Source organism: Gramella sp. AN32, assembly GCF_023718305.1.
GTDB classification, from domain to species: Bacteria; Bacteroidota; Bacteroidia; order Flavobacteriales; family Flavobacteriaceae; genus Christiangramia; species Christiangramia antarctica.
This window is the reverse complement of sequence record NZ_QEYO01000012.1, coordinates 90,435-115,915: the sequence shown is the minus strand read 5'-3', so window position 1 is coordinate 115,915 and position 25,481 is coordinate 90,435. Positions and strand designations below refer to the sequence as shown.

Sequence of the window (25,481 nt, the reverse complement as noted above, 5' to 3'; positions counted from 1 at the left end):
TATAAGTCTGGATAAGAAAATCCATTTAATGGTTATACCAATTTAAGACTTATAAAATATTTGACTTTATTTTGAGCCAAAGTTTAATTAGTACAATGGAACCAAATATGACAAGGACAGAAGCAATAATTGCGTAGGTATAATTTCCATAAATCCAGTAGCCAGTGCCAAACAACAGGGCATAAATTACAAAACATCCAACCAGAGTAGCTAAAATTCCGGAAGGAACACTCCATTTCTCGTCATTATCTATATCTTTTCCTTCCGCTTTTGCACTATTGATAACCTTTTTCCAGCCAGGACCACCGGGTTGGGTCTTTTTATAAAAACTCCTTAAAGTTTTTTCATCTTCAGGCTTTGTCAAGAATGTAACGCTTACCCATATTATAGTAGTGAACAATACAACCACTGGATAAGTTGACCAAGATGGCAAAATACCTTCTGTAAACCTACCTGCTTCATTTTCAAAACCAAATGCCAATCCTCCAAGAGGCGTGAAGTTAAAGAGTAGAGATATTATCCCGGATGAAACCATCGCTGCTATTTCACTCCACGCATTTATACGCCACCAGAACCATCTCAGGATAAAAATGAGACCTGTTCCAGCACCGAACATCAGAATTATATTAAATAACTGCAAGGCATTCGTAAGTACAAGAGCAAGAGAGGCACTAATTAACATCAATAGTACCGTGGAAATACGACCAACATTTACCAATCTTTTTTGGGAAGCATCTCTGTTAATATATCGAGAATAAAAGTCAAAAACCACGTAAGACGATCCCCAATTCAGATGGGTTGAGATAGTAGACATATAAGCTGCAACCAGAGAAGCCATTACAAGGCCTAATAATCCACTGGGTAATTTAGTCAACATAGCTGAATATGCCAAATCATCTCCTAATTTACTTTCTACAATATGTGGAAATGCCTCTTGTATACTGGCTATATCAGGAAAAACTATTAGAGACGATAAGGCTACAAGTATCCATGGCCAGGGTCTAAGAGCATAGTGTAAAGCATTAAAAAAGAAGGTTGCGCCAATGGCGTGGTTCTCATTTTTGGCAGCTAACATCCGTTGAGCAATATATCCTCCCCCACCGGGTTCAGCACCGGGATACCAGGCACTCCACCATTGAACTGCTAATGGTATTACAAGCAAGGTAACTACTAATTCAGTATTGTCAAGATCTGGCAAAATATGTATTTTATCCAACACTTCCTTATGCGTCAACAAACCTTCCATTCCTCCCACTTCTGGAAGGTTCACGCAATAATAAGCCGCTCCAATACCACCGGCCATTGCTGCAAAGAACAATATAAAATCGGTATAAACCACTCCTTTAAATCCACCAATCGTACTAAATATTACGGTTACCAAGCCTGCCCAGGCAATGGTTTCTAACGGACTAAGACCAAGCATAATCTGCCCTATTTTGATTGCAGCTAGTGTAACTGCCGCCATGGCCATAATATTAAAAACAACCCCCAAATAGATAGCTCTGAACCCCCTTAAGAACTTAGCAGGTTTTCCTCCATATCTTAATTCATAAAACTCGATATCGGTATTTACGTTGGATCTTCTCCATAGTTTGGCATATACAAAAACAGTTAAGAGACCGGTTATCAAAAATGCCCACCAGACCCAATTTCCAGAAACACCATTCTTTCTCACTATATCAGTAACCAAATTAGGAGTATCTGTGGAAAAAGTTGTTGCTACCATAGAGATTCCTAGTAGCCACCAAGGCATCGTCCGGCCAGATAAAAAATATTCAGAAGAACTTTTACCTGATTTTCTGGAAACAATAAGTCCAATAATTATTGTAATAGCAAAAAATGCAATTATAATAGAATAATCTAAAGTACTTAATGAAACCATAAATTAAAATTGATTTATTTTTGATTAAGATATATTAAAGTTTTTTTTTAGGATCATTTATCCGCAAGGAGAACCTCAATATTATTTTTTTTCATTATTTCCAACATCTCAGGTTCAACATTACTATCTGTCACAATTTTATGGATTTTATCAAATCCACAAATAAATGCCAATCCTGATTTTTTAAATTTTGAAGAGTCTGCAACCACTATCACCTCTTCAGCAACCTCTATCATAACCTGATTAAGGTAAGCTTCTTCCATATAGTGAGTGAAAATACCTGAATTCTCCTTAATCCCATCTACTCCAAGAAATAACTTATTGCAGTATAATTGCCTGAAGTTCCTGTCGGCCATAGGTCCCACTAGAGACATACTAAATTCTTTCAAATACCCACCAGGCATAAATATTTCCAGGTTTTTATATTGGGACAAATTATTAACTATATCCAGAGCATTACTAATTACTGTTAAGTTTGCAAAATCTTTGAGATTATTAGATAACTCAAAAGTAGTTGTTCCAGAATCCAGAATTATACTCTCATCTTCTTTAATTAAGCTTGCTGCCTTCTTCCCGATTAGACGCTTCAAGTCAAGATTTATTTTTTTCTTTTCTGAAACATTTAAAGCAATATTATTGGCTTTAAAAGCACCACCATGGGCACGAATGAGTAGTTTATTTTCTTCAAGTTTATCTAAATCGTTACGGATAGTAACTTCACTCACCCCCAATAATTCACTGAGTTCATTCACATTTACTTGACCAGTTTCATCCAATTTTTCTAAAATTAGAGATCTGCGATATGCTGTTTTTTTCATAGATACAAAAATTAATTAATCCTTTAACATAAGACTTCGCAAGTTAGTAAAGTTTCGCATTTTTAGACTATCTCAAATAAATTCCATGTGAAGGTGTGCTCTTTGTGTATTTTTGTCTTTTTCATAAGACTAGAATTTTTCTATCCAAAGAAGATCTAATCAATTTTTGTTATTTTTACTTACAGGATTTAAACCCATATGTTTCTTTAGCATTTTCTCTAAAGATTTTTCCTAATACGTCTTGAGGTAATTCCAGACCATGGAAAACACCTTTAAATTCTGGTGCAGAAAGTTCTTTTGATGTAGCAAAAAAGCTCCAGTGGTTTTGCCAAAGTGTTTTAAATTTTTCTGTAAGATCTTTTTCATCCATGGAACCATCATCAATCACATCGGTACCATATATAATCCTATCTTGATATTTAATAAAGAATTCTCTTACCTTTTCCCGGTCTTTCATTGCCTGTAATTGCACGTGGCAAATCCGTTCAGCGAGGTCAGTTTTTGTATTCGGGAATTTATCCAAACGTTTCGCTACCTCATCAAGACTATATTCCATACTAAAGAGGTGTAATCCCACATATTTTAAATTGGGATGTTTTCTCAACATATTATCCCGAGCTAACATTTGCTTCTCATAGGAAGGATATTCAGGGTTCTTGTACATATGATATTCAGGATGTGAAGAAAAGTATTCCCTATCACTGTTAACGGTCATTTCTTCTAATGGCAGCCAGCAATTTCGGGGTTCACCCTGGTGACCAATCAGCAAAATATCATTTTCAGCCAAATAAGCGTAGATAGTATCAAATCTGGAGTCATCCACCATTACAAAGTCTCCGTTAGCATCTTTAACAGATTTATCCATTCCTATATTTTTCCAGATTTTCACTCCAGTCGCGCCATGAGCTATTCCTTTTTTAATTTGCTCTAAAGCATGGGGTAGCCACTTTTCAGTATTCCAATATTGGGTATCAAAACTGGTGATAAATTTAATTCGATCTGGATATTTCTTCTGAAGATCGTGTACTACTTCCTCCTGTTTCTCCAGACTCTCAAAAAAAGGAATATTGGTATTTATGGATAAAAAGCCAGCGTTCCATTCTTTAGCCAATTCAATTTTAGCAGTAGAACGTGTATTCAAATGAACGTGGGCATCAATAAAATTGTCTATCATAATAATCGTTCTGTTAAAAAATTAAACCATTCTTTTAGTCATTCCTCACCATTCTAAGTTTTTCTTTTACCAATCCCGTAATTGCAGAAGTTGCTACAGGAAACACCTTTCTTAAATCAATTTCTTCATTATTGCTGAGCTGACTTTTCAAGGTCTTCATAAAAATATTCTTGATTTCGGTTGCTAAATTTATTTTACATATTCCATTGGAAATCGCGTTTTGGACCTGTTCATGAGGAACACCAGAACTACCGTGTAATACCAAAGTAGCCGGTGTATTTTCAGCAATTTTTGAAAGTAGGTTAATATCAAGTTTGGGTTCTTCCTTATAGAAACCGTGTGCCGTTCCAATGGCAACTGCAAGGGCATCTACTCCTGTTGCTTCTACGAACTCTCTAGCTTCTTCCGGTTGGGTAAACCCTTGCTGCCCGTGGGATTGCCCTAATTTTGCAACAAATCCCAATTCAGCTTCTACATGAGCTCCGTAATTTTTAGCACGTTTTACCACCTCACTGGTGATCTTAATATTTTCTTCAAAGCTAAGCTCACTTCCGTCTATCATGACCGAATCAAATCCGGCATCCAAACAGCGTTGTGCCAATTCCACAGAACCCCCATGGTCTAGATGTATCCAACCTTCTACCCCGAACTGTTCCAGTCCAGATCTCCCCAAATTAACTGCAGTTTTAAGTCCCATATAATCAATGGAACTCTGCGTAAGCTGAAGGATTATGGGTTCATTTTGATCTGATGCGGCCTGAAGGACCCCATGCAAGGTTTCCAAATTATAAAAATTTGTAGCTAACAGGCCTCTTTTCAGACTTGTAAATTCCTGCAGTTGATCTTTTAGTTTCATGTTATAGTTCTTTTTTCTGGATTTGTTGTTTCTTTTCCTGTATTTCGTCAGTAGAAGTAAATGCTGCAGTACCTCCGGCGAAAGTTGTACTAAGGGAGCCCATGAGATTGGCATTTTCTAAACATTCTTCCCAGGATGCCTCTTTTAAATACTCATGGATAAACCCAGCGTTAAATGAATCGCCCGCTCCAATAGCATCTCTAAATTTCTTATTCAAAAAAGGCTTCAACGTATATTTTTTATCTTCTGAAATAAGCATTGCCCCTTCATATCCCATTTTTACAACAATAGTATTGACATAAGGTTTAATTTCTGCAATAGCTGATTCTAAATTTTTCATGCCTGTTAATCCTAATAATTCAGATTGATTCGGAAGAAAAATATCTACAAAAGGCAATACGTTTTTATAATCAAAATTCCATTTATTTTCGGGATCCACTTGTAAGTCGAGGGAAGTTGTGAGTCCAGCTTCTTTTGCCTGCTTAAATACCTGAATGATATCTTTTTGAATTCCTTTTTGCAGAAAGTAATTGGAAAGATGTAGATGATCATACTGGCCTAGTGTATCCCATGGTATATCTTTTATTGTTAAATCTTCCATGGCACCGCAATAGGTGACGTTTGCACGATCCTGATCATAGTTCATCACCACAGTAATCCCTGTTTTATGGTTCTGGGAATTGGAAATAAACCGGGTGTCCACATTCTTTTTCTTAAGTTCTCCCTGCACAAATTCACCAAACCTATCCAGTCCTATTTTCCCACAAAATGCAGTTTTAGTACCCATTACTGAAATATTGGAGGCCATAATTGCCGAAGAGCTCCCTAAAGTAAAATCCATTTGATTGGCGACAATTTCAGTTCCAATTTTAGGAAATCCCCCTATATCATTTAAAATAAGGTCAACATTAAGCTCACCTACAATCAGTAGTTTTTTATCTTTCATTTGTAAGTGTTTTTATACTCACCTGTGGAAGTAATTTCTCCACAATTTCTTTATCTATCATTCCAAGATCTTCCGTTAAGCAATTTGCGGCACCACATGCCACACCGTATGCAGCTATTTCTTCAACAGATAGTCCATTTGAGACTGCATAGGCAATCCCTGCGGTAAGACAATCACCACTCCCAACACTGCTTATCACTTTATCTATCTTTACATTGGCCGAAATTATTTGACCCTGGTAGGCCAGGAGAAGTCCTTTTTTACCATGGGTAAGTGCCACCAATTCCACTTTATCCTCTAATTTTTTAAGCAATCGATAAATGTCCTGGCTACCACAAAGCTTCTCAGCTTCAAATTCGTTCAAATGAAGTCCGAAAAAACCAACTTCAAGGGCTTCGGTCAATTGAGCTCCACTACAGTCTAGTATCGTTTTAACCTTTTTCTCTTTCGCGACTAAAATAAGTTGTGCATATGCATCTAATGGAGCATTCTTAGGCCATGAGCCAGACATACAAATTAATTTCGCATTTGGAATGTGCAGTTCAAAAAGCTTAATAAAAGCTATCCATTTATTAGTGGTAAAGGAAGGACCGGGTTCTAATAATTCAGAATTATCAAAATCAGGCCTTTCCGATCTAAAAGTGTAACATTTACGATTATTACCGGCTAATTCTATACCGCTACATTCCACTTCCAACTTTCCACATTTTTGTTTTATCCATTGCCCTGCACCTCCAGCCCATGTACCCATTAGTTGTGAATTTTCACCGAGTGTTGCAAGAGCTATTGCCACATGCACACCTTTACCTCCGGGGTATTCAATTATTCTATCTATACGGTTCACCCCTCCTGTCTCAAATTTTTCGAGCCAGGCATAAGAATCTATCGATGGATTAGGACAAAGGCTTAGTATCATTCCTGCAAGGTTTTTGGATAATCATATATAATTACGCCTTCTACCACCCGGCTTATCGCTCCTGATGTGGAAGGATTATCAGGGTCAAGATTAAGAGCAAGGGATTTGTACATACCTAAAAGCTGTCCTATCAAGGTATAAGGAATAATGGCCAACTCTTCATTCTGTTCCAGTTTTAAATCAATATTCAAACATGAATTAAGTCCTTCTTCTTTTCCCCTACCTATACTAATGCATTTAGTGTTGTGCGGACCTTCCGAGATAGATTTTGCAAGATCAAGTTCATATTTATACACGTGATCAACTGGAGAAAACAAATACACCATTAAGGTATTTTCGTCAATTACGGCTCTGGGACCATGCCTGAACCCAAGAAAAGAATCATGTTTACAAATCACTTGTCCGTCAGTTAATTCCTGTAATTTTAAATGACATTCCCTGGCAATTCCTAACATGGGTCCAGACCCCAAAAACACTACTCTATTAAAATTTTTTGCGGCAATTTTCTTAAACAGTTCTTGTGTTTCTAATATTTTAATTCCTTGCCAACTTATTTTTTCTATTTCCTCTCTATCTGATTCTAATTTATTTTTTCGAAAGATTAGTAAAACACTTAAAAGCATAGAAGTAAAACTACCTGTCATTGCCAAGCTTTTATCGTGGGCTTCTTCAGGCAATAAGAGGGCATAAGCCTTTTTCGAATGCTGCCTGGCGTATTTAACCAATTTACCAACTTCGTTGCAGGTAATTATTAAATGGAAGGCTTCTTGACAAAAATCATCCACAAGTTTTACCGACTCTACACTTTCCGGACTATTACCCGATCGGGCAAAGGAAACGAAAAGTACAGGTTTATCTTTTTGTAAAAACAATTGCGGATGAGTTACAATATCTGTAGTAGCTATTGCTCTGGTAGAATGGCCCGTAGCCTGTTGTACCAACCCTTGCGAGGCATCACCAATAAAAGCCGAAGACCCAGCCCCGGAAAGCACTATTTGAAGATCTGGAATTTCTAAAATGGGCGATAAAAATTTGGTTATATCCTGTTGTTTTGAAATAAGCAAATCAAAGACCGACTTCCATAATAATGGCTGGCCCTGGATTTCCTTTTGGGTATATATATTTTTTTTCTGCATGTTCAATTTGGATTGACTTAATACTAATGAGAAAATTACAATTCTTCAACTTATATAATAACAAATAAACTACTAAAAATTCAAAAAAACAAGAAAAAACAAATATTTCGAAACTTTTATAGGTTTCATTTTCTATTTTTACTATTTCGCAAATATTTATATTTATTTTATGGTTTATATGTAATTTTTCTCTTTATAGAGAACGAACTTTCATGCTTCTTTTTATTTTAAAAAAGCACTATAAGAACGAGAAAAGAAGAATCATTGATTAGGAAATACAATCTTAAAGCACAATTGAACTCATCACAAAATACAGAAACGCAACAAAAAGATCAAAAAATGGAAAATGCTCATCAAACGATAAGTAAATTTATATAACTACATGTCGTTTAAGATGGAATTCAAGACCAGTATAAAAACCAGTGGGTATATAATAACAAAAAACGTAAGGTAAAACTAAAAAAAATAATTTTCATAGCCGATGCAACAGCCAATAATATTAATCGATGATGAAATCATTCGAGGGGCAGACAAAAGATGATTACTAACGAAAGAATTGTGGCTTTTTTGATAACTTTACTCCAATGAATTCTGCATTCTAAAAAAATCCGGGTAAGACACCAAAATGGATTTTGATAACCTACCTAAACAATTCAAGATTTATTTTATGCATTCAAAAAATATTCAATTCGCCTTATTTGTTATTTCACTATTATGTGTAACGGAAAAAGGGACCGCCCAACTCCCTGAAGGCATTACCCATTCTGGACTAAAAACCGGGCAGCCCCAATTTCCGATGGAAACCTATATGGAGTTACCAAACCCTACCGCTACACCCTCAGCATTATGGGAGCAGAAAAAGCGAAATAAAGTTAGCTGGGGGAACACTTATACACGCTATAAAAAAGAAGAACCAGCCCCGGTTGATAAAACAAAAAGTCTAATAAACCTTTCTGCCTGGAAAGGGGAACGGGTTTCTGCGCAATTTATAGTCTCGGCTTACAAGAAACCAATTCAGCTTTCTTTTGAGGTATCTGATTTAGTTCACCATAAAAATAGCTCCCAAAAAATCGATAAGTCTAATATTTTTAGTGGTTTTGTACGTTACGTAATGACCGATGAGCTTAACAAGGATGGTAAAGGGGGTTGTGGGCAACGAAATTTGACAGAATTTGATTCAACGCTGGTTGCTGATCCTATTGATCATCTTACGAAAGTATTAGCTGTACCTCAAAATACTAGTCGCCCAGGATGGATACGGATATGGGTTCCTCAAAATACGAAGGCGGGAAAATATACCGGTACTGTAAAAATAAAAGATGGTAACAATGTCATTGAAAAATTGAAATTATCTGTTTCTGTATCGGATCGGATTTTACCCGCTCCCGAAAATTGGAATTTTCACCTCGATCTTTGGCAAAACCCGTATGCTGCCGCACGCTATTATCAAACTGAACTCTGGAGCGACGCCCATTTTAAAACCATGGAACACGATATTCAGCATTATGTAAATGCCGGCGGAAAATCTATCACGGCTTCTATAATGAACAAACCCTGGAATGGTCAAACCCAGGATCCATTTCAATCCATGATCACCTGGAAACGTAAGATAAATGGCAGTTGGGAATTTGGTTTTGATGCTTTTGATAAATGGGTGGAATTTATGATGGAAATGGGGGTGACTAAACAAATCAACTGCTACTCTATGGTGCCCTGGCGCTTGTCTTTCGAATATTTTGACGAGGCTTCCAATGAAATGAAAACCATAGAAACCCAGCCGGGGGAAGAAGCTTATGCCGAAATGTGGGGAGCGATGCTCACAGCTTTTTCCGAACATTTAAAGAAAAAAGGCTGGTTTAAAAAAACCTATATCTCCATGGATGAACGCCCTATGGAAGTAATGCAGAAAACCATAAAAGTGATCAAAGCTGCCGATAAGGATTTTAAAATTTCCTTTGCCGGGGGAAAGCATCCCGAAATATTTAATGAGATAGATGATTATTGTCTCTCTCTGAATGAATCTTTTCCAGAGGAGGTTAAAGAAAAAAGGCAACAAGAAGGCAAGATCAGCACCTTTTACACCAGTTGTTCCCAGGCCTCCCCAAATAGTTTCACTTTCAGTCCGCCTGCAGAAACAGAGTGGTACGGCTGGTATGCCGCAGCTCAAAACATGGATGGTTACCTGCGTTGGGCTTATGCCAGCTGGGTACTGGAACCTCTTTTGGACAGTCGATTTACGACCTGGGCAGCTGGTGATACCTATTTTGTATATCCCGGTGGAAGAACTTCGATAAGGTTCGAAAAATTGTTAGCCGGTATCCAGGCTTATGAAAAGATCCAAATTTTAAGAGAAGAATTCAGAAGCAGCAACAATCAAAAGGCCCTGGACAAATTAGAGGAAAGCTTACAACTTTTCGACCGAAAAAACCTCAACGACATCCCTGCTTCTGAAGTGGTAAAAAAAGCGAATATGACAATCAATTCCTTCTAAAAAAATCAAAGGATGACATTTAAACCTCCTATCCACTTCCTTTGGATCATGATCCTGGCCTTCACAGTAGAAGCTTATGGCCAGGAGAAAAATTCAGCGAAAAATAACACGCTCCGTGTCCTGACCTTCAACATACTTCATGGTGCAAACACAAATGGCAGTTTTGATCTGGATGCAATCGCAAAAGTGATCAACGATGCCAACCCGGATCTGGTGGCCCTGCAGGAAGTGGATTTTAAAACAAGCCGGGCGCACAAGATGGATTTGACCACCGAATTGGCTCTGCGCACCAAAATGACCTCCATTTTCGCTAAAGCCATGGGTTACGACGGCGGGGAGTATGGAGAAGCTATATTATCTAAACAAAGTTTTGTAAAAACGCAGAATATCCCCCTTCCCTATTCTCAGGGAAATGAGCCCAAAGCCGCCGCAACGGCAAGCTTGGTCTTAGAATCTGGCGATACTATACAGTTTATAGGAACGCACCTTGATCACCTCAACGATGGAATAGATAGATATGAACAGGCCAAAAGCTTAAACGCACTGTTTCCCACGGACAATTACCCGACCATTCTCGCGGGCGACTTAAATGATGTACCCACCAGTAAAACCATCCAATTATTGAAAGAAAAATGGGGGTCTTCTTATGATGAAAACTCACCCCGACCCACCTTTCCCTCCAACAAGCCGGAGGTGAAAATAGATTACATTCTATTTTACCCGAAAAATAGATGGAAAGTACTGGAAACTAAAGTTATCCAGGATTCCATAGCTTCAGACCACAGTGCCTTTTTAAGCGTGTTGCAGTTACTTCCCGCCAAAAAATAAAAAACCTGCCAGATTTCAATTAGATTTCGAAAACTGGCAGGTTCTTTTATCAAAAAATAATATTATCTCCTACATCGGTTCAATAATATAACTATAATTGTAATCCTGAAACGGCATGCGATATTTCTCCAGTGGCAAGGTGCCCCAGCTGTTTACACCGGCCACGCCCATCTGTTTTAAATCAATGTTTAAATAAGTGTTAGGCCCATCTTTTAACAACCTGGAATGTTCCTGTCCTTTTTGGGCGGAAGGATATAGTTGCTCCCAACTATAGGGCAAAGCTGAAACATTCAGCAACTCGTCAATAAACATAATTTTGATTCCATTTTTTCGGCCGTTAGATACTTCAGCCCAGCGAACATCGGTCTTGTTACCGGATTCCTGCGGTCTTACATAGGGATGATATTGGTCCTTAATGGCACCTTCATAAATACCAACCATTGCGCTATACTTTCTGTCCTGATAACTTTCCCAGGGTCCGCGACCATACCATTTAAAGATATCCACGTTCTTGGGAAGTAACAGATCGTTCCCAAATCTAAGCACCATCTCGTGTTCGCCTTTAATCGCGTCAAAATCATTGCTAATTTTAATTTTTCCGTTATCATAAAGGCTAGTGGTTTGGGTAAATTGTGCATCCCCGTCCAGCACATCATAAATTGCTTTAACCTCGGTAACACCTTCTGAATTTTTGCCATAGCTAAAATCTTTTAGTTTGAGATCTGGTTCTTTTAGATAATCCAGTTTACGATTTAGTCCGGCTCCGAAATCATTATCTACTAAGGGTCGAAAAAGACTTAATTGCGGACCTTTTTCAATTAAAATATCCCTTTTGTATTTATAATCTGAAAACCGTCCGGTGGTTTTATCAAATTTGATTGAAAATGAACCTTTTGAAAATTCAATAATATTACCATCTTCTTCTACCTTAAATGTTACTGCTTGCAGTTCCGGTTTGCTTGCCACAGGAGGAGTAATAGCAAATTCGGCTTCGGCCAATAGTGTTCCGGGTGTCATCAAGCCTTCTTCTTTGATATTCTTCCCCGTGATATGCAAACGGTATTCTGCTAAAGTATCTGAAGGAATGTTGAAAGGGATTTCCACTGTAGTTGAATTCCTTGGTGCCAAAGAAAACTCACCTAAATCTTCAGATTTTATCACCTCCCCATTTTTCAGCAATGCTATTTTGAACTTATAATTTGAAAGATCACGGAAGAAATACTTATTGAAAATTTCAATTTCATCTTGATTTTCATCCAGTTTGAACCCAACTTCCTGAAGTACTTTCCGAACTTCATAAGCATGTGGATTCCAACTGCGATCCGGCATAATCACTCCATTTATAAGGAAATTATTGTCACTTGGAGTACCTTCCGGTCCCCAGTCGCCCCCATAACCAAATATTTTTTTACCATCTACTTCTTTATAGATGCCCTGATCTACCCAATCCCAGATATAGCCACCCTGTAACTGGGGATGTTTTTCGATCACTTCCCAATATTCCTTGAAATTCCCCATACTGTTGCCCATTGCGTGGGCGTATTCACTCATGATGTATGGCCGGTCCGGGCTACTCTCTGCCCAGCGCTCCATAGATGAAGGATAAGGGTACTGGGGTACAATCATATCGGTATTCCACTCGGTCGTGGAGCGTTCATATTGCACCGGACGGGTGGAGTCATAACCCTTCAACCATAGATAAGCTTTATAAAAATTCCAGCCATTCCCGGCCTCGTTACCCAAACTCCAGGCCACGACCGATGGATGGTTTTTATCCCGCTCTACCATTCTTTTGATACGCAACATGTGTGCATGTTCCCAGTTGGGATCATTGCCCAGTGTTTTTTCGGGGTTATAATACATCCCGTGGGATTCTATATTGGCTTCATCTATTACGTAAAATCCATATTTATCGCAGAGTTTATACCAAAGCGGGGCATTTGGATAATGCGAGAGTCGTACGGCATTCAGGTTGAGTTCTTTCATTATACGGATATCCTCCAGCATTTGCTCCCTGGTAACCACATGCGCGGTTTCCGGATGCGACTCGTGACGATTTACTCCTTTAAAAAGCACCGTTTTGCCGTTTACCAAAAATTGATAGCCATCGATTTCGTAACTTTTAAAACCTACATCAATATTGATCACCTCCAGCAGGTTGCCCTGGGGATCCAATAGACTCACCTCCAGATCGTATAAATATGGGGTTTCTGCAGACCATGATTTTACGTTAGGAACCAACTTCTTAAAATGAAGCATGGTTTTCCCAAGTTTACGCTTAAGACCAGTTGTTTTTTGTTCTACTTTATAAATTTGATTCTCTGAAGCATCAAAAAGTTTAGCCACGACTGTATTTTCTCCTTGCTCGGTATCGGTACGGTTCCACAACTCGATGTTAAATGAAAAATCGCCATCTGTATAATTGTTTATCAGTTCGCTTTTTACAAATACATCATAAAAGTGGATTTTTGGCCTTGCATAGAGATACACATCACGTTCTATCCCGCTAATACGCCAAAAATCCTGAGCTTCAAGATAACTACCGTCGCTCCAACGACGAACCTCAATAGTAATTAAGTTTTTTCCAGGTTTTACAAAATCAGTCAACTCATATTCTGATTCCAGCTTACTGTCTTCCCCCAGTCCAACATAGTTCCCGTTGACATAAAGCCTAAATGCTGATTTTACTGCCCCAAGATGGATAAACACCTGTTTATCTTTCCAGCCTGCCGGTAAATCTATGGTCCTTCTATAAATTCCTGCCGAATTCATTTCGTTTTCTATAAACGGCGGATTAGGATTTTCCACGGCAAACTCAAATGGGTGGTTCACATAAATAGGCGTACCATAACCATTAAATTCCCAATTTGCCGGGACTTTAAAATCATCCCATTCAGAATCATTAAAATCTACCGCCTCAAAATTATCAGGAAGGTTTTTATAGTTTTCTGTCCAGAAAAATTTCCAGGTTCCATTTAAATCCAAGAACCTTTCAGATTGCTGACGAGCATCTTTTTTGGCCAGGTCTTTATTTCCGTAGGGAAAATAAGAGGCTCGCATAGGAAGCCGGTTTTCGGCTTGCACATTGGGATTCTCAAAAATAGGATCCGGTTCATTATCTTGCGCTGCAACAATTGTAGTTGCTAAAACACATAATAAAACCGCTATAATTTCTTTTAACTTCTGAGACGAAGTATTTAATAAATGCATGTACGTATTAATTTAATAGATGATAAAACAAATTTATTTTTTCTTTTAAACGCTAAACAATAGGTTGATAAACAGACGGTGGAACAGTGTTTAAGGATCATCTATTTATTCTCTAAAAAACCTGGTTGTTGAAATTTCCCTTCTCATAAAATCTGGTCCTTTCCATTCCAGATTAATTTCAGGAGGTACTTCTTTGTTGGTCTTATAATATAATTTGAAGGGATGAAGACCTTTTTCAAGCAAAATATCAGCCTTTAAGGTTTCTCCCGGCTTATAGTTGTAATCACCATCTATAAGATTAATTTCATGAAATTTTAAGAATATTCTATTATTAGCATTTAGGTAAAATGTATATTTTCCCGTTTGGGGAACTTCCAAATAAGCTTCAAATACAGAAATATCATAGTCCGCTTTTTTCAATTTCTCAAAATCTGATTTTTTCAGGTTTCGTTGAACAACCGGTGTCAAGCCTTTTACCTGGGGCAACCAGGGGAAATTACCTTTGTAAGCTTTCCAAACCACCCCTTCTTTAAGGTTTAATTTGTTAATACCTGGTATGCTAATAGAATCGTATGGCCTGGGCGCGGTGGAATTGGGCCTTCTCAGCTGAAGTACCTTAGCTTTCAATTTATTCTGAAGGGCCGTCATTTTACCATCAGCAGCCAAATCTTGGGCTTGATGGGTATCTTCTACCACGTTAAAGATTCCAAAATTCTCGTCAGGAGATTTAATATTATAACGTAGGGCAACAGTATCACCAAACCGGATCATTTGCATTTGTCCTCTATATCGACCCTGGTTTTGAGAGGCAAATTCGGAATAATCTGGACTTGAACCCTCCTGAAAATATTCCACATATACACTAGGCTCTTGCTGCTTCCCATTACCAGTAAGCTCCGGGAGTAGTGAAACCCCATTGGTATTTACCGGTGCCGGAAGACCTGCTGCATTGGTGAAGGTGGGTAACCAATCATAAAAAATACCTGGGGTATCTACCGTTTTAGCTTTCGGGATCGTTCCAGGCCAACGGGCAATCACCGGTGATCTTAGACCTCCTTCCAGTACATCCCTTTTAATCCCGTCATATGGCCCAAAACTATCAAAGAAATTAGCCTGATTGGCTGTATAACCTCCGGGTAAATACGATTCTGTTGAAGGTCCGTTATCCGAAGCAAATACTACCATGGTATTGGAATCTATATTCAGATCTTTCAGCAGTTCCAGGAGATCGCCTACAGCATTATCAATACGCCTGATGCTTGTAGCATATCGCTTGTAAGTATCTGGCCAGGGAATTAATGAGGTTTTGATATTATTATCATGATCGTAAACGGCTTGGGAATAATCCGGATGTATCCAGCTATCTGGTGTACCACTGGCAGTATTAATGATATGTCCCGGTTTGCCTGTCCACTGAATTCCGCCAGTTTTCCCACCTCCTTTTGGATAAGCCATGGTAGGAAGTTCCAGTACCGCATGCGGGGTGTCGTAGGCCAGATAAAGGAAAAATGGTTTTTCTTTAGGACTAACCTGGCTAGTTATCCATTTTTTGGCTACAGCCGTCCAAAGATCGGTAGTGTATGATTTATCCAATCCGGCACTTACCTCCTTATCATTCTCCCAAACTTCCTTTTTACCTCTATAGATCCCTTCTACCGGGTAATGTTCATGGCCATCTCTATGCCTAACATATCCATAAAAATAGTCAAAACCTCTTTTCGTGGGGTAAGCAGTCCAATTTTCAGGATTTTCATTTTCTTCAGATACCAGGCCTTGCAAGCCCCATTTACCAATGGTTGCCGTTTTATATCCTGCCTTTTGCATTACATTCCCGAGCGTATAATTATCTGCCAAAGCCTTGTCAAACTGATTGTCACGAACCTGGGTATGCCCCTGGCTCAAGCCTGTAAGCAAGGACGCCCGGGAAGGCGCGCACACTGGTGCCGGGGTATAATGTTGGGTTAACATAGCTCCTTCAGCAGCCATTTTATCGAGGTTTGGAGTGGTAATCCAGGGTTGTGATAAATCATTCCCTGCTTTTCGCTGGTTTTGAAAAAACACCCCCACATCCCCGTAACCCATATCGTCCACCAGAATAAAGATAATATTCGGTGCACTATTTCTTACATCGCCTTTATCTTGTGCCGTAACTAGATTATGGGTACCCAAAAAAACAATAAGAGTTAAGTAATTAAGGTATTTCATGAATTTGAAATATAAATATTCAGACTATAAGAAAATATCCTATAGCCTGAACAACAATTTTCAAAGAGGAGTGTTCTTGAAAATTTTTATTATTCTACGGAAAGTTGCTTAGCCCCCGCATTTTCTAAATTCCTCACCCCTGTTGTGCCACCCCCATCAAGGCTCAGGTTTACAGGTTTGTTCATTTTCCATGCACCTCTGGTAAAATCGGGTACTTCAATAGAATTTGATTTATTGGCAATAGACCATTCACTAAGAGATGTTATAGAGCTCCATGAAGCAGCATCATATACATCCATATCCATAGGAAGTCCGTTTCTAAGACAGTCTATCAACCTCCAGTCCATAATAAAGTCCATCCCTCCATGTCCGCCAACCTTCTTGGCCATCTCTCCAACCCGTCTTACAATCTCGGGCGTATATTTTTCTTCCAGCTCTTTCATTTTAGCGGCATCGGCTACCTCGTGTCCAAAAGCAATGTGCGTCAAAGGCCATTTCTGGGCGAAACATTCGGTACCACTTAGCATATGGATACGGGAATAAGGCCTGGGGGAAGTAACATCATGTTGAATCATAATGGTTCTTCCCTTATTGGTCTTTATAAGCTGAATATCCATATTTCCACGCATATCCCAGCCTACAAACTGTTCAAAAATTGGATTTTCTGCAGCGTGTTTTTTAATGTTTTTGGCAAAATTAAAGTCATCAGACATCATAGCCGTAAGATAATCCATCTTATCCCCGCGGTTGATATTCATGGCCTGACAAATAGGTCCAAGGCCATGGGTGGGGTAAACATTGGCATGGCGCCGGTTTTCCTTCATTCTCCAGAAATCGGTATAGGCACCATCTACCATTTTATCATCTTCAGGAATATTGAACATCCAGTAATCCAGATTATGAATATAAGCCCCTTCTCCATGGATCAAATCTCCAAAAACACCTTGTCGTACCATATTCAAAGTTAATAACTCGAAAAAATCATAGCAACAGTTCTCAAGGATCACGCAATGTTTACGGGTACGCTCAGAAGTTTCAACGATCTGCCAGCATTCATCTAAGGTACGTGCAGTAGAAACTTCCACAGCGGTATGCTTATCATTTTCCATGGCTTCCAATGCTATAGGAATATGCCATTCCCAGGAAGTTACCACGTACACTAAATCTACCAGATCGCTCTGACACATTTCTTTATAACCGGTATCCCCATTTACGAATTCAGCTGCTTTGGGCAAACCTGCATTTTTCAGGATCCCCTGCGCACCATCCACCGCTGCCTGCCGTGTATCACATAGGGCAGTAATTTCAACCCCTTCAATATAGGTCATTCGCTCTACTGCTCCAGATCCCCTGTCACCTATGCCCACAATACCAATTCTAACGATATCCAATGGAGGTGCTGCATAGCCACTCATATTAAAGCGCATAGTCGGCTTGCGTTTTGCTGCTGATTTTATTTGCGCCAGTCTTTCTTCACTGCCACAAGATGTTAATATTGATCCTGCTGCTATTGCCCCTGAACCTAAGGCCATATTTCGTAAAAACGATCTCCGATCTGAACTCATAGTTGTTATTTTAGATATGCTTTTTAATAATAATTTCTGAGAAATTATTTCGAATTTAATTCTCAAATTTAATTAAATAATTTAACATAACCTTTCGTAAGTATTTTTTTTGTTTTTATATCTATTATTTTAATATTATTTTCTTTTATATACTTATTTTAAAAAAACATAATAATTTGCCTTATTTTAGGGGATTTTAATAAATTAGACAATTATTGTACGGAAAACTGTGTAAATGTGCCTCGGGGTGATATCAGAATAAAAAATATTAAGGAAAGAAACGAGAGAATTAAAAAATTTTTTTTGATAGGTTCTGTAACCAATCCTATTAAAACTGCATATAGATGTTAGCGGGGCCTTTCCCATAATAGCTAAATTAGAGGCCCAGAACGGCCAACTGGTCAATGACATTAACCTTATAAATTCTAATATGGAAAACAAAAGACGTTTATTTTTAAAAAACCTTGGATTGGCTGGTGCTGCCACAACTTTGATGCCTTCTGTCTTTGCCAAAGCACCAGAACAGATAAGTTATCTGGAAAGGCAGTATTCTGCATCCATCAATCTTAAAACCCTAAAAATCGCACTGATTGGTGCCGGTGGCATGGGCAGTGCCGATACCAATACCGCATTAGAACATAAAAATATAGAATTGGTTGCCGTTTGCGATCTTTACGATGGAAGGTTAGATGATGCCAAGAAAAGGTGGGGAAGCGATTTGTACCTTACCAAAAATTATAAAGAGGTTTTAAAACGAAGTGATATTGACGCAGTAATCATTGGGACCCCTGATTTCTGGCACAAAAAAATTAGCGTAGAAGCCTTAAATGCTGGAAAGCATGTGTATTGTGAGAAACCTATGATCCATAGTATTGATGAAGGGCAGGATATCATTAAAGCCTGGAAGAAATCGGGGAAAATTTTTATGGTGGGCAGCCAGGGTATGTCCTCCCTGGGAAACGAAAAAGCAAAAGAACTATTGGCGGAGGGTGCTATTGGCGAACTTAATTATGCCGAGGGTTTTTGGGCACGAAACTCCCCAATTGGTGCCTGGCAATATCCTATTCCCCAAGATGCCTCCAGGGAAACGGTAGATTGGCAGGAATATATTTCCATAAGTAAAGATCGTCCCTTTGATCCCCTACGATTCTTTCGATGGCGAAATTACCTGGATTATGGAACGGGCATGGCAGGTGATCTTTTTGTCCACCTTTTCTCCAGTTTACATTTTATTACTAATTCTATAGGGCCGAACAAAATTGCTGCCACTGGCGGTTTGCGTTATTGGGAAGATGGACGGGAAGTACCCGATGTACTTTTAGGGATGTTTGATTACCCGGACAGTGAACAACATCCGCCCTTTAACCTTTCTCTACGCTGTAATTTTGTAGATGGCACCAGTGGTAGTACTTATTTGAAACTAGTGGGCAGTAAAGGCTCTATGGATGTTGAATGGGAACGGGTCACTTTGAAACGCAACGCAGGAGGTGAGAGTGATGATCCGTTTTTTGCTGAAAAAGCCAAAGAAGGATCAAGCCGGCCAGATCGTAAAAAAATGGTTTCTCCTCTAGAAACGGTCTATACCGCCCAAGAGGGTTATAAAGGAGCGCATTATGACCATTTCGCGAATTTTTTCAATGCTATACGGGATAACGGATCAGTAGCAGAAGACCCTGTTTTTGGTTTTCGTGCGGCGGCCCCGGCACTGCTCTGTAACGAAAGCTATAAGAAAAATGGATTTATAGGCTGGGATCCTAAAAATATGAAAGAGGTTTAAACTTAAAAATATCACTATGAATAAAACAATACTATATGTATTCTTGGCAATTTCCACCATTGCATGTAAAAATTCAAATGACAACAGGGAGCATGCCGAAGAAGAAAAAGTAGCACAGGATTATAGTCAAAGTGACACCCTAAAAAATAAAGGGGAATGGCAGTATTTATTTGATGGCACCAGCCTTGAAGGTTGGAGGGGCTATAACGAAGATACATTGCCTCCGGGTTGGATTATAAAAAATAAAGAACTTACTTATGATACAAAACTCGGCTTGGAAGAAGACTATCAAGGAGGCCGGGATATCATTTATGGAGCCGAAGAATTCGACAACTTTGAATTATACGTAGAGTGGAAACTTCCCAAGGGTGGGAACAGCGGAATTTTTTATCATATTAAAGAAGGCTATTCAGCTCCTTATAAAGTGGCTCCCGAATACCAACTAATTGACGATGAGAATTACGCACAAATCCATGACCTTGTGGGTTATAATAAAAGCCTTGGCCATACCGAAGATCTTTCGGAATTAAAACCGCTAAATAAAACAGCCGCAGATTACTCCATGCATGCCCCCGATCCAGATAAGAAAAAATTAAATCCCGTAGGGGAATGGAATACCAGTAGGATCGTTTTTACACCTGGGAAAGTAGAACATTGGCTTAATGGAGAAAAAGTCCTTTCATTTGAACCCTGGTCTCAGGAATGGAACAAGAAAAAGAATTCGGGCAAATGGAATGACAGTCCGGATTATGGTAAGTTTAAGAGCGGTTTTATTGGTTTGCAGGATCATGCCAGTCCCCTCTGGTTCAGAAATATAAAAATTAAGAAATTATAAATTTTATTCGCCTACTAAACAAGAGAGCCTATAATATTTTAGAAAACAGTTTCAAAAACCAAAAAATTGACCCCTTAAATTTAAGAATAATGAAAAAAATTAATTTGGTTGCCATTCTATTCTGTATCACATTGACCAGTTGTCAATCTGGAAAAGAACTTTTTAATGGGAAAAATCTGGACGGTTGGAAAGTACATGGCACTGAAAAATGGTATGTAGAAGATGGTTTATTAATCTCTGAGAGTGGACCAGATAAAAAATATGGATATCTTGCCACCGAAGATTACTACAAGGACTTTGAAATAAATTTAGAATTTAAGCAAGAAGCCGAAGGTAACAGCGGGGTATTCATCCGGTCTGAAATTGATGGAACTAAAATAACTGGCTGGCAGGTAGAAGTAGCACCACCAAATCTTCACACCGGGGGTATTTATGAATCCTATGGTCGTGGTTGGTTGATTAAGCCTACTCCAGAAAAGGAAGATGTCCTTAAATATGGAGAATGGAATAAATTAAAAATAAAAGTAAAAGACAACCACGTAACCAGCTGGTTAAATGGTGTGCAAATGGTCGATTTTTCTGATGAAAAAATTGGAGCAGCTAACGGTAAGATAGCCTTACAAATACACGACGGTGGCGGAATTAAAGTCTATTGGAGAAATATTAAGTTGAGAAAACTTTGAATCCTTAAGATGTTTCATATTTAATCGCCTTTTTGAGCAGGGTATTTAAGTTTGATCCAAAACAAGCTTTTCTTTTTAAACCTGGGGATACATAGTAGATGCTTGCTCTTTGATTGAAAAAATTATTTGTTACCCCAGCCAAAAATAAAAAGATTCCCATTTAGAATGTCAATAATTATTACCTGAAGTTTCGGCTTTTTTCCATTTAGTTACTATGAGAAAAAATCAAGATTAACAACACTAATTTAGATCATAGCCCATCAATCTTCCCTTAGTACGGAACCCAGCAACTTTTCATAAGCCTTGGCATATTTTTCCATGCCTCCATCTGTTGGATGCACCCCATCCACAAAATCTTCAGCAGTTAGGTTTAATTGATGATAAGAAAGTAGATATATTTTCTTTATTCCCTGGGCCTTCAAATCATTTAAAGCTTTCTTGTTAGCCGTATTCAAACTTTCATATATTTTCTTTTTTGGTAAATATATTTCTCCGCCCGGATATCCGGCGTGATCGGTTAAAATTATAGGGGTATTAGGATTGTTTTTCCGAAGTGTTTTCACAGAGGCCATTAACCGATTATAAGCTGTAGAATCATCCAGTCCCTGTCCAGAAGTGAAATTGGCCAAACAATCCAAAATATAGGCCTGGACAGGGAGGTGTGCCAGATAATTTACTATTTCGGGCTCTAACCTTCCGTTACCTGAAAAACCAAAATTCAATATGGGAAGACTTGTATTTCGACTTAATTTACTCGTCCAGGCATTGCCCGGCCTACTGGCACAGGCACCCTGGGTAATGGAAGTACCATACACAGCAATGGGTTTGATTTCAGTTTGGGAATTAACCTTAAAATCATTAGAACCGTCCAAGCCAATTTTCATCCATTTTAAACTCGCATAGAGAGGCAGATAAAGCATAAATTCCCTTTCAGTTTTTGCTTCCACTTTGGAAAGTTGGAAAGTATAATTAATGGTATCAGCGAAATGGAAATTTCCTTTTACCCACTTCCAGGCCTCCTCCTTATTCTTAACATATAGATCTATCCCACTAACCCCGGTAGCAGGCATATGAGGGAACTCCCGCTCTCCTTCCACTTCATATTTTACTATAATTTTATCTGCGGTTGTAGTAAAACGTAAATTTACCCCGGCTGGGTTTTGAGAAAGCTTCCATACCGCTTTCCGGACTTTCGTTTTCATGCTTTCCGGAAAACGTTGAAAGGGGTTTTCGGTGTTTTCAGAAAGCCTTCCATGGAGGCTCAGCTTTGAAACATCCTGCCATTTTATATCGCTATTTTCCTGGGCTGATACCTGCAACACGATCAAGAAGCAAAAGAAAATACTAAATCTACTCATTGGATAGACGTTTCTTGTTTTCGAATTCCTTTTTACTATACACCAGGTTTGCCGCCACGGGTTTATTTACTGGTATAGCCAAACTAGCAAGATAACCTGTAATTACACAAACGGGAATAGCAATAAGCGGGTAGATATAAAAATTCAAGGGAGTAAAGTATTTTACAAAAATTAAGGAAATAACACTTAATACCGCACCTATGAGTGTACCTATCCAATTCGCTTTTCTAAAGAAAATACCCAGCATAAAAATTCCTGCGAGCGCACTCCCAAATAAACCAACTATCTCCTGAAAAAAGAAGAACAGCGAGGCAATAGGAAAAGCTGCCATTACACAGGCAACCGCAGTACCCAAAATACCAACGGTTACGGTCACCCTCCTGGCAACTTTCATGGCCATTACATCTGAATAGCCACGGTTAAAGCGTTTATAAAAATCTACTGTAATTACGGTTGAAACACTGTGCATACTGCTATCCAGGCTCGACATTGCTGCTGAATACACACCGGCTATTACCAAACCCGCCACCCCAGGCGGAAGATGGTCTGCGATAAATAAAGGAAAAATACCATCGTTTTGCATTCCTACCTGCAGGAACTGTGGGTTGTCTTTAAAATAAACATATAAAAATGTACCCATCATGAAAATAAGTAGACCGGCAGGGATTGAAATAATCCCGTTCATCCAAATACTTTTCCTTGCTTCTTTTTCATTGGCGGTGGTTAAATAACGTTGTACCACAGCCTGGTCTGTAGTATAGGGGGCGAAATTAAGCGCAAAGGTACCCAGAAATAGGGACCAGGTAACTACCTCGGTTAGGCTCCATCTAAAATCGAACAGTTGTAGCTTCCCATCCTGGTAGGCGGTATTAAAAATATATCCCACATCGCCAATATCAATTGCAATATAAACAAGACCTAAAATAAGGCCTCCTATAAGCACAATTACCTGAATTACATCTGTCCAGATCACCGCTTCTATCCCACCCATTACCGTATAAATTATAGCCAGGACGCCCATAATAATAATTGCCACGTAAATATCTATCCCTACTACGGTAGAAAGTGCCAATGCTGGCAGGTAAACCACAATCCCCATACGCGCCAACTGGAACAATACAAAGGAACCGCTACCGAACATACGCACTACCACGTTAAAACGTTTTTCCAGGTATTCGTAGGCTGTAGTGATATTTAAATTCCGAAAGAAAGGAAGGTAATAGGTAATAATAATGGGTACTATCATAAGGATAGTAAAATATCCCAAATATGCCTGCCAATCATAACTAAAGGCCAGGGCAGGCTGTGAAAGATAGGTTATAGCACTGAGCATGGTTGCATAAATACTTAAACCTGCTGCCCACCATGGAATACGTCCACCGGCCAAAAAGTAATCATCGGTACTTTTATTCCTTCGTGAAAAATACCAGCCTATGCCTATCATTAGAGCCAAATACACTATTAAGGTTAAGTAATTAAGCCATCCAAAACTGGTTTCACGTGGTGTAATATTTATTTTGTTAATAAGCGGGGTACGTACCCCGGGATTTATCTCTCCAAGCGGAACGATTATATCGCCTCCCCACTGCAAGGCTTTGGTGACCACCGGGGATGCCCCTGCAATCGTCCCATGTTTGGTCCAGGTATCGGTAATGGTGTGGTAAGCCCAAATGGTCTTAGAAAAAGATGTGGTTTTTAAATTCTCTTTTACTTCTTGTTGCAATGAATCAATTTTCGTTGCCACTCTTAAGGTATCTGAAGGTAAGGACTTCTGTTTTTCGATTTCCTGTTGAAGCTCCAGTCGTACAGCCCATTTTTGCTGCTCCCCTCCTGCCCCTCCAAAAATTAATATATGGGCATCCCCCATTTTAATGGCTGGTGCCGCCCCAATATATCCTCCTTTTAACCCTGGAGTGCCATTATCCGGTATGGAGTTTTTTTGTATCCATTTTCGGGATAATGGGTTATACTGCCAAACATCGCTTAAAAACTGATTCGGATTTTTGGCATCAGGATCGTAATGGGTACCACTAAATACATAAACCACATTGGTTTTACCATTATTTTGAGATATAACAACCGGTTGTATCCTGCCTTTTCCCGGGATGTCCTGCAATTGCCTCCAACCTTTGCCAGGTGAAAAAACTAAAAAATTCTTTGTGGCTTTGCCCCCGTTGGTTTCCTGCCCCCCTGCCACATATATTTCATTGCCAATCGTCGTAGCTTCCATATTTGCCAGGGGAACAGGGAGCTCAGGTTTTTGTTCTATTTCAATTTTTTCGGAAATCGGATTCCACTTTAACAAAAACACATCTTTATAGACCCCGTCCTCATTATTCCCGCCTATGCACCAGAGTCCTTCCGTAGTACTCACCGAGGCTCCGTAAGCTAAAGGTTTAGGCAATTCGATTTTTACATCATGCCAATCATAAGTATCCCCCGATTTTTTCAGCACATAAATAGTATTGTACCATCGCTTGCTACCACCTTCCCAAACTTCATTTTCAGGAAAATTAGCCCCCCCCGCTACGATCAATACATCATTATGAACCCCAACAAAAGAGCCATTAAGGCCCTTTTTTAAGGGTAAATTTGCGATTGAATCCCAACTGAACTCAATTTTTTCCTTCTCCTGGGAATTTCCCAGACCAATGAAGAGGAAACAGAGAAAGATAGTAAGGAATAAACGTACACCTGTAAACATGAATTCTATTTTAATAGTTTTCTTTAAAAAACGTGATCATCTTGATACTTTAATTTTGCTAAATATATAAATTTAAAAGTATTATGTATAACATATC

The 25,481-nt window shown here is 38.9% G+C and carries 17 protein-coding genes; 5 read left to right on the top strand and 12 right to left on the bottom strand.

What is annotated here, in order from left to right:
* Nucleotides 1-49: 49 nt before the first annotated feature.
* The 7 genes from DHD80_RS13530 to DHD80_RS13500 form a co-directional block, all read right to left on the bottom strand.
* Nucleotides 50-1,882, bottom strand: a complete 1,833-nt coding sequence (locus tag DHD80_RS13530; protein WP_251741956.1) for a sodium:solute symporter family protein — start codon at nt 1,880-1,882, stop codon at nt 50-52.
* 53 nt (nt 1,883-1,935) lie between these two features.
* A complete protein-coding gene (agaR, locus tag DHD80_RS13525; protein ID WP_251741954.1) occupies nt 1,936-2,700 on the bottom strand; it encodes a transcriptional repressor AgaR in 765 nt (254 codons plus the stop codon).
* Nucleotides 2,701-2,875: 175 nt separating this feature from the next.
* Nucleotides 2,876-3,874, bottom strand: a complete 999-nt coding sequence (locus DHD80_RS13520) for an amidohydrolase family protein (protein WP_251741952.1) — start codon at nt 3,872-3,874, stop codon at nt 2,876-2,878.
* Between the two features lie 34 nt (nt 3,875-3,908).
* Nucleotides 3,909-4,730, bottom strand: a complete 822-nt coding sequence (locus tag DHD80_RS13515) for a class II fructose-bisphosphate aldolase (protein ID WP_251741950.1) — start codon at nt 4,728-4,730, stop codon at nt 3,909-3,911.
* Between the two features lies 1 nt (nt 4,731).
* Complete coding sequence (locus DHD80_RS13510) at nt 4,732-5,676, bottom strand: carbohydrate kinase family protein (protein WP_251741948.1); 945 nt, start codon at nt 5,674-5,676, stop codon at nt 4,732-4,734.
* Nucleotides 5,666-6,592: a PfkB family carbohydrate kinase gene (locus DHD80_RS13505; protein WP_251741946.1), complete on the bottom strand. Its 927-nt coding sequence runs from the start codon at nt 6,590-6,592 to the stop codon at nt 5,666-5,668. Before DHD80_RS13505 ends, DHD80_RS13510 begins: the two co-directional genes overlap by 11 nt.
* Nucleotides 6,589-7,728 carry an SIS domain-containing protein gene (locus DHD80_RS13500; RefSeq protein WP_251741944.1) on the bottom strand — a complete coding sequence of 380 codons (1,140 nt, stop codon included), beginning with the start codon at nt 7,726-7,728 and terminating at the stop codon, nt 6,589-6,591. Before DHD80_RS13500 ends, DHD80_RS13505 begins: the two co-directional genes overlap by 4 nt.
* A 667-nt stretch (nt 7,729-8,395) precedes the next feature.
* Here DHD80_RS13500 and DHD80_RS13495 point away from each other — a divergent pair.
* Together DHD80_RS13495 and DHD80_RS13490 are read left to right on the top strand one after the other, a co-directional pair.
* Nucleotides 8,396-10,219 (top strand): glycoside hydrolase domain-containing protein, encoded by a 1,824-nt coding sequence (locus tag DHD80_RS13495; RefSeq protein ID WP_251741942.1) that lies wholly within the window; start codon nt 8,396-8,398, stop codon nt 10,217-10,219.
* A gap of 12 nt (nt 10,220-10,231) precedes the next feature.
* Nucleotides 10,232-11,047 (top strand): endonuclease/exonuclease/phosphatase family protein, encoded by an 816-nt coding sequence (locus DHD80_RS13490; protein WP_251741940.1) that lies wholly within the window; start codon nt 10,232-10,234, stop codon nt 11,045-11,047.
* Nucleotides 11,048-11,116: 69 nt separating this feature from the next.
* Here the strand turns inward: DHD80_RS13490 and DHD80_RS13485 are convergent, their stop codons facing one another.
* The 3 genes from DHD80_RS13485 to DHD80_RS13475 all read right to left on the bottom strand — a co-directional run bounded on the left by DHD80_RS13485 (nt 11,117) and on the right by DHD80_RS13475 (nt 18,027).
* Complete coding sequence (locus DHD80_RS13485; RefSeq protein ID WP_251741938.1) at nt 11,117-14,257, bottom strand: glycoside hydrolase family 2 TIM barrel-domain containing protein; 3,141 nt, start codon at nt 14,255-14,257, stop codon at nt 11,117-11,119.
* Nucleotides 14,258-14,362: 105 nt separating this feature from the next.
* Nucleotides 14,363-16,462 (bottom strand): sulfatase-like hydrolase/transferase, encoded by a 2,100-nt coding sequence (locus DHD80_RS13480; protein ID WP_251741936.1) that lies wholly within the window; start codon nt 16,460-16,462, stop codon nt 14,363-14,365.
* Between the two features lie 89 nt (nt 16,463-16,551).
* The gene (locus DHD80_RS13475; RefSeq protein ID WP_251741934.1) at nt 16,552-18,027 is read right to left on the bottom strand and encodes a Gfo/Idh/MocA family oxidoreductase; all 1,476 of its coding nucleotides are present in this window, start codon (nt 18,025-18,027) and stop codon (nt 16,552-16,554) included.
* Between the two features lie 430 nt (nt 18,028-18,457).
* On the opposite strand from DHD80_RS13475, the gene DHD80_RS13470 reads away from it, so the two are divergent.
* From DHD80_RS13470 to DHD80_RS13460, 3 genes are all read left to right on the top strand, one after another.
* Entirely contained in the window at nt 18,458-19,804 is a 1,347-nt protein-coding gene (locus DHD80_RS13470) for a Gfo/Idh/MocA family oxidoreductase (RefSeq protein WP_251741932.1), read from the top strand.
* A 16-nt stretch (nt 19,805-19,820) separates the two neighbouring features.
* Nucleotides 19,821-20,639 carry a DUF1080 domain-containing protein gene (locus tag DHD80_RS13465; protein ID WP_251741930.1) on the top strand — a complete coding sequence of 273 codons (819 nt, stop codon included), beginning with the start codon at nt 19,821-19,823 and terminating at the stop codon, nt 20,637-20,639.
* Nucleotides 20,640-20,728: 89 nt separating this feature from the next.
* Nucleotides 20,729-21,322 carry a DUF1080 domain-containing protein gene (locus DHD80_RS13460; protein WP_251741929.1) on the top strand — a complete coding sequence of 198 codons (594 nt, stop codon included), beginning with the start codon at nt 20,729-20,731 and terminating at the stop codon, nt 21,320-21,322.
* Between the two features lie 260 nt (nt 21,323-21,582).
* Here the strand turns inward: DHD80_RS13460 and DHD80_RS13455 are convergent, their stop codons facing one another.
* Entirely contained in the window at nt 21,583-22,680 is a 1,098-nt protein-coding gene (locus DHD80_RS13455) for an SGNH/GDSL hydrolase family protein (RefSeq protein WP_251741927.1), read from the bottom strand.
* Nucleotides 22,673-25,384 (bottom strand): sodium/solute symporter, encoded by a 2,712-nt coding sequence (locus DHD80_RS13450; protein WP_251741925.1) that lies wholly within the window; start codon nt 25,382-25,384, stop codon nt 22,673-22,675. Before DHD80_RS13450 ends, DHD80_RS13455 begins: the two co-directional genes overlap by 8 nt.
* Between the last annotated feature and the right edge of the window lie 97 nt (nt 25,385-25,481).

Excerpts from the sequence above, each read along its gene's own strand:
- DHD80_RS13530 (WP_251741956.1), bottom strand. The coding sequence starts at position 1,882 with ATGGTTTCATTAAGTACTTTAGATTATTCTATTATAATTGCATTTTTT.
- agaR (WP_251741954.1), bottom strand. The coding sequence starts at position 2,700 with ATGAAAAAAACAGCATATCGCAGATCTCTAATTTTAGAAAAATTGGAT.
- DHD80_RS13520 (WP_251741952.1), bottom strand. The coding sequence starts at position 3,874 with ATGATAGACAATTTTATTGATGCCCACGTTCATTTGAATACACGTTCT.
- DHD80_RS13515 (WP_251741950.1), bottom strand. The coding sequence starts at position 4,730 with ATGAAACTAAAAGATCAACTGCAGGAATTTACAAGTCTGAAAAGAGGC.
- DHD80_RS13510 (WP_251741948.1), bottom strand. The coding sequence starts at position 5,676 with ATGAAAGATAAAAAACTACTGATTGTAGGTGAGCTTAATGTTGACCTT.
- DHD80_RS13505 (WP_251741946.1), bottom strand. The coding sequence starts at position 6,592 with ATGATACTAAGCCTTTGTCCTAATCCATCGATAGATTCTTATGCCTGG.
- DHD80_RS13500 (WP_251741944.1), bottom strand. The coding sequence starts at position 7,728 with ATGCAGAAAAAAAATATATATACCCAAAAGGAAATCCAGGGCCAGCCA.
- DHD80_RS13495 (WP_251741942.1), top strand. The coding sequence starts at position 8,396 with ATGCATTCAAAAAATATTCAATTCGCCTTATTTGTTATTTCACTATTA.
- DHD80_RS13490 (WP_251741940.1), top strand. The coding sequence starts at position 10,232 with ATGACATTTAAACCTCCTATCCACTTCCTTTGGATCATGATCCTGGCC.
- DHD80_RS13485 (WP_251741938.1), bottom strand. The coding sequence starts at position 14,257 with ATGCATTTATTAAATACTTCGTCTCAGAAGTTAAAAGAAATTATAGCG.
- DHD80_RS13480 (WP_251741936.1), bottom strand. The coding sequence starts at position 16,462 with ATGAAATACCTTAATTACTTAACTCTTATTGTTTTTTTGGGTACCCAT.
- DHD80_RS13475 (WP_251741934.1), bottom strand. The coding sequence starts at position 18,027 with ATGAGTTCAGATCGGAGATCGTTTTTACGAAATATGGCCTTAGGTTCA.
- DHD80_RS13470 (WP_251741932.1), top strand. The coding sequence starts at position 18,458 with ATGGAAAACAAAAGACGTTTATTTTTAAAAAACCTTGGATTGGCTGGT.
- DHD80_RS13465 (WP_251741930.1), top strand. The coding sequence starts at position 19,821 with ATGAATAAAACAATACTATATGTATTCTTGGCAATTTCCACCATTGCA.
- DHD80_RS13460 (WP_251741929.1), top strand. The coding sequence starts at position 20,729 with ATGAAAAAAATTAATTTGGTTGCCATTCTATTCTGTATCACATTGACC.
- DHD80_RS13455 (WP_251741927.1), bottom strand. The coding sequence starts at position 22,680 with ATGAGTAGATTTAGTATTTTCTTTTGCTTCTTGATCGTGTTGCAGGTA.
- DHD80_RS13450 (WP_251741925.1), bottom strand. The coding sequence starts at position 25,384 with ATGTTTACAGGTGTACGTTTATTCCTTACTATCTTTCTCTGTTTCCTC.